This is a genomic window from bacterium (assembly GCA_035530055.1).
GTDB lineage: Bacteria > UBA6262 > WVXT01 > WVXT01 > WVXT01 > WVXT01.
Window position 1 is genome coordinate 1 of sequence record DATKVN010000087.1, and the last position, 5,126, is coordinate 5,126.

The window sequence follows — 5,126 nt, forward strand, 5'->3', positions numbered from 1 at the left end:
TGAGCTTCACTGGCAAGCTCGCTATCAGGATAGCTCACTATTAGCTTCCTATAAGTATCGGCTGCTTCATCGTATTTGCCAGCCCTGTAATAACTCCAGGCTAACCAATAACTGGAATCGTCGGCAAGAGGTGAGTTGGGAAAGTTCTCCACTATCGAGCGATAAATCTTTGCTGCTTCGTCAAAATTATCTTTGCCATAATAGTATTCCCCGAGGCGATACCTCGCTTCCACATTCAAATGGCTATTCGGATACTTCTCAATAAAATCTTTATACACCTCAATTGCCTTAGCTTCTTCTCCTTGAGCGTGGTAACTCCAGCCAATAGCGTAATAAGCAAACTCCGCTATCTCTTTTTCAGGATACTGATTGATGACTTTCTGATAATTCTTTATCGCTTGCTCGTATTGCTTTTGATTGTAAAGTGCGTCTCCAATTCTAAATAGGGAGTCTGCGGCAATGGCACTTTCAGGATAATTGGCTACTACACTGTTAAAGTGGAGGACTGCTTCGTCGTATTTTTTCTGCTTGAAGTACGACCATCCAATGTAATAAATAGCTCGGTCAATAATATTACTATTCTCGAATTTCTCCCTTAGACTATTAAGAGCCTCAATTGCCTTCTCATATTTATCTTCTTTATAGTAAGCAAGGCCAATGTGGAATCTTATCTGGTCTTCAATACGGCTTTGGGGATAGTTCTTGAGAGCAAGGTTATAGGCGTTGTGCGCTTCACCATACTTTTTCTGGCTCACAAGACAATTTCCTATCTCCATCTGCGCCCGGGGAGCAAGGTCACTCTTTGGATAGGCGGTAATAATTGCCCCATAAGCCTTGATAGCAGAAACGAAATCGCCTTTTTCGTAAGAAGACCTTCCCCAACCAAAATAGGCATCGTCAGCCAAGCCGCTCTGGGGATAACGGTCAATAACTTCCTGGTAAACCTTCCCTGCAAAATCAAAATCTCTCTTTCGAAACAGAGATTCTGCAATCTGGAACTTCGCTTCCACCATCAATTTGCTATCAGGGTACTTCTTTTCAACTTCTCGGAAAGCGTAAATGGCGTCATCGTATTGTCCTTTCTTATAGTAACACCAGCCTTTCCAGTAGACAGCATCATCAGCCAGATTACTTGTGGCAAAATTTTCCACTAATACTTGGTATTGTTTAATTGCATCGTCGTATTTCTTCTCATAATAGAACAGATTACCAATCATATAGAGAGCTGAGTCGACGTATCCCGATTTAGGATACCTGGTTATCATCTCTGAAAAAGCCTTCCTGGCTTCAGCAAACTTTCCCTGCTTCAGGTAACTCCAGCCAATAGACTGCTGGGCCTTCACTGCCTGGTCGGAACGAGGATAGACTTTAATGACTTCCTGATAAGCGATAATTGCTTCCGGGTATTCTCCTTCCCGGTAGAATGCCTCGCCGATTTCATACAGTGCAGCTCCTCGCAGGTCGCCAGATTCGGTAATTGTTAATACTTTCTGATACGCTTGTCTGGCCAAAGAGTACTTTTTCTGTTCGAGGAGAGATTCTCCAATCTTAAACTGGGCTTGAGGAAGATATGTGGATTGGGGATAGTTATTAAACAATTTCTCGTATTCAGGTATAGCTAACTCATAATTCCCATGGTAAAACCGACATTCTCCCATAAAAAATTGGCTCGCATCAGCAATACTACTTTTGGGAAAAGATTTAACCACTTTGGAAAATTCAAAGAGAGCCTGGGAATATTTTTCTTGCTTGAAGTAAGAGAAACCCCGGGAGTAGTATACATAGTCCATATGTTTAAATTGAGGGTATCTTTTGATAATCTCGTCATAACCTGAAATAGCCCTTCCATACTTTTCCTGATTGAAATAAGATTCAGCAGTATAATATTTTGCTTCTGCCACCAGGTCGCTCTTAGGATATCTACGGATGAAATCCTGATAGAGTCTTATTGCTTCAGAGTAGTTTTTGGCCATATATTTACAGTCAGCCAGACGAATGGCACTTCTTAGAGCAAAATCTGTTCCCGGATGTGAACTTACAACCTTGCCATACCCAACAAACGCCCTTGCATAATCTCTTTCCTTGAACAGGGCTTCTGCCTTGTAGAATCTCACCTCAGGGAGCTTCTTGCTTTCCGGGTAATTTCTCTCAAATTTATCCAGTTGCTCCGCTGCCAGTTTATACATTCCATCGCTATAGAGACTCATACAAAAATTGTATAAGTCTTCTTCCTCGCGAGAAGCAACCTGACCAAAAACACTATTTGCTGAGAAAATAGATAGCAAAAGAAGAGTTATCAGTATCTTTTTGAACATAGAAAGTTACCTCAATTTTTAAATTATAACATATAATTGTTTACAGGTCAATCGCTACTCGGGGTCAGGGACGACCCCGAGTACCTAGTACGGTAGTCAGGCTCGTCCCCGAGTACCTTGACAGTGTTTTCCCCGGCTATAGAAAAAATTAACCCCTGTCAATATCTTACATAACAGGGGTTAATCTATTGTGTAACCTCGACAGGCAGGAATCAAAATTTGAAATCAATTTGGCAAAGAACGAACCCTTATCCTCTTGCCTTTTTTACTTCCTCGAGAAATTGCTTGGCTTTCTGAGTCAAAACTTCAAACTTTCCCTCAGCTACTGCTTTCTTATCAACTAATGCTGTCCCCACGGCAATGGCACACGAACCAGCCTTAATGAATTCGCCAGCATTCTCTAAATTTACTCCCCCTGTAGGAAGGAAGAGAATGTGCGGGAGGGGACCTTTAAGCGCCTTAATATACTTCGGACCTCCTAACTGCCCTGCAGGGAAGATTTTTACAATGTCTGCTCCCATCTCCCAGGCATGGACAACTTCCGTGGGCGTCATCGCCCCCGGAATTGCAATTTTGGTATACCTCTTACATATCTTGATGACTTCTTCATTCAATGAGGGTGCTACAATAAATTCCGCACCTGCAAGAATGGATGCTCTGGCTGTTTCTCCATCGAGAACAGTGCCCGCTCCTAAAAGCACTTCCTTTCCAAACTTCCCTGCCACTTTCTCCATCACTCCAATAGCATTGGGAACAGTCATTGTTATTTCAATAGTTTTGATCCCGCCTTCCCTAATGGCATCGACTATGTTCATAGCCTGTTCAGGAGATTGGGCTCTGATTACAGGCACAATTCCGCACTCAAGCATAAGCTTAAGTTGTTCCGACTTCTTATCCATAAACTCACCTCCTTTCGCTTCGCTCAATCCGGCCGGGGTTCTCACCATCTCGAACCCGTCGCCAGACTTGTCGCTCCTTATTCGTCGCGACGGCGACCCTCCCTATTTAGCCAAAAACCGAAGAATGTAGCCGCAAAGCGTAAGCTTTGCCTGCCTGTAGGGGACGGACTCTGTGCCGTCCCTTCCTTTGGGCGGCCACGGAGTGCCGCCCCTACAATGCAGAGCTATCGCTCTGCAGCTACAAAGATAATTTTTATCTTTGAATTCTATAACCAGCAGCCTTAATCTGCTTCTTAACTTCATCTTCTGTAAACCAGCTCAAATCGCCGGGAACAGAATGTTCCAACGCGGCCAGAGCATCTCCATAAGCAACGGCCTTCTCCACATCGCCTGTTAGATAGCCATAAATGAAACCAGCAGTGTATGCATCGCCACTGCCGACTCTATCAATTATTTCTACATCGTACTTTTTGCCCTTATAGAGTTTATCAGCCAAGGCAATGCTGGTCCATCCACCGGTCAGAACAGTGCGCACCTCTCTTAAAGTAATGGCAACCACTGAACAGCCAAACTTATCTTTTAATTGTTTTGCTATCTCCTCATAAGAACCTTTATAGCCAAAAACTTCCTCAGTATCAAATTGTGTGGTTACAATGATATCAACTTTATCCAATATCTTAGAGAGGCACTTCTTCGCCTCCTCGGCCGACCACAACTTCGCTCTAAAGTTTATGTCAAAACAGATTTTGCAGCCTTGCTTCTTTGCCTCGTTTATAGCCTCGATTGTAGCTTCTCGACAAGTTGGGCTCAGAGCAGTGGTAATTCCACTGGTAAGAAAAAGCTTTGTCCCCTTCAAAATGGTGGACCAGTTTACTTCACCCGGTCCAAGTTTACTTACAGCTGAGTCTTTACGGTCATAAATGACTCTGCTCGCCCGGGGCGTACTACCCAATTCCAGATAGTATATTCCCACTCTCCCTCCGTCAGCCCAGACTATATGAGAAGTATCTATGCCATGTTCTCTGGCCTTGTTAGCCACCATCTTTCCCAGAGGATTATTGACCAGCTTTGTAACCCAGGCCGTTCTCAAACCAAATCTAGCCACTCCCACAGAAGTATTCAACTCTGACCCCCCTACATTAACGTCAAAACTATTCGTCTGCTCCAACCTCATATAGTTAGGCGGTGAAAGCCTCAGCATTGCCTCTCCTAAAGCCACAACATCATACATTCCACTCCCCTCCTTTCATCTCGGGGTCAGGGACGACCCCGAATACTTCATCTACGGTTTAAATTCTTTAAATTCTTCTAAATCTTCAGTTTCTTCCTCAATTTCTGAGCCGCTCATCTCTCCTTCTTCAAACTCTCCCTCCATCGTGGGTGCGCCTGTCTCTTTATCTACCTCAAAATCTTCAAACTTTTCCAGTTCTTCCTCTTCACCTGCCCTCGCTTCCTGCAGTCGCTTAAGCCTCCTTTCCATTCCAGAAAGATCCGCATCAGTATTTCTAAACTTAATTAGAACTCGCTCGAGGGCAGCAATGCGTTCGTCAATACTCGCTCCTCCTGCCTCAAGTTTTTTATAGAAATCCCTGGAAATCCTAAATTTCCTAAGAATTAATAATTTTTCTCTAACAGGAGTAAGATTTACTTCGATATCACTATATTTTTTTAAAATCTTCTGTAGAGTAAAGATAAGTTCTTCCACGCTAACCTTTTTCTCTACCAATTTCTGGTAGAAATTCATAGAATGTTTGAAGTCTTTTTCGGTCAGCGCAAACGAAATATTGAAGAGAAACAGGAACAGAAAGGAGAGAAGAATGGAGATATGTCTTTTCATAAATCTTCCCCGAATAGCACTTTTTTTAGTATATTATAGATTTTAAGTCTAGTCAAGTAAAAAGATAGGAGATGT

The 5,126-nt window shown here is 43.0% G+C and carries 4 protein-coding genes; all 4 read right to left on the reverse strand.

Features of this window, described 5'->3' with window-relative positions:
* Positions 1–2,315, reverse strand: a 2,315-nt coding sequence (locus VMW39_06705) for a tetratricopeptide repeat protein (GenBank protein HUW23702.1), incomplete at its 3' end; no start/stop codon positions are given.
* A 248-nt stretch (positions 2,316–2,563) separates the two neighbouring features.
* Positions 2,564–3,214 carry a bifunctional 2-keto-4-hydroxyglutarate aldolase/2-keto-3-deoxy-6-phosphogluconate aldolase gene (locus VMW39_06710; protein HUW23703.1) on the reverse strand — a complete coding sequence of 217 codons (651 nt, stop codon included), beginning with the start codon at positions 3,212–3,214 and terminating at the stop codon, positions 2,564–2,566.
* A gap of 253 nt (positions 3,215–3,467) precedes the next feature.
* A complete protein-coding gene (locus VMW39_06715) occupies positions 3,468–4,445 on the reverse strand; it encodes a sugar kinase (protein HUW23704.1) in 978 nt (325 codons plus the stop codon).
* A 51-nt stretch (positions 4,446–4,496) separates the two neighbouring features.
* Positions 4,497–5,051 carry a hypothetical protein gene (locus tag VMW39_06720; protein HUW23705.1) on the reverse strand — a complete coding sequence of 185 codons (555 nt, stop codon included), beginning with the start codon at positions 5,049–5,051 and terminating at the stop codon, positions 4,497–4,499.
* Between the last annotated feature and the right edge of the window lie 75 nt (positions 5,052–5,126).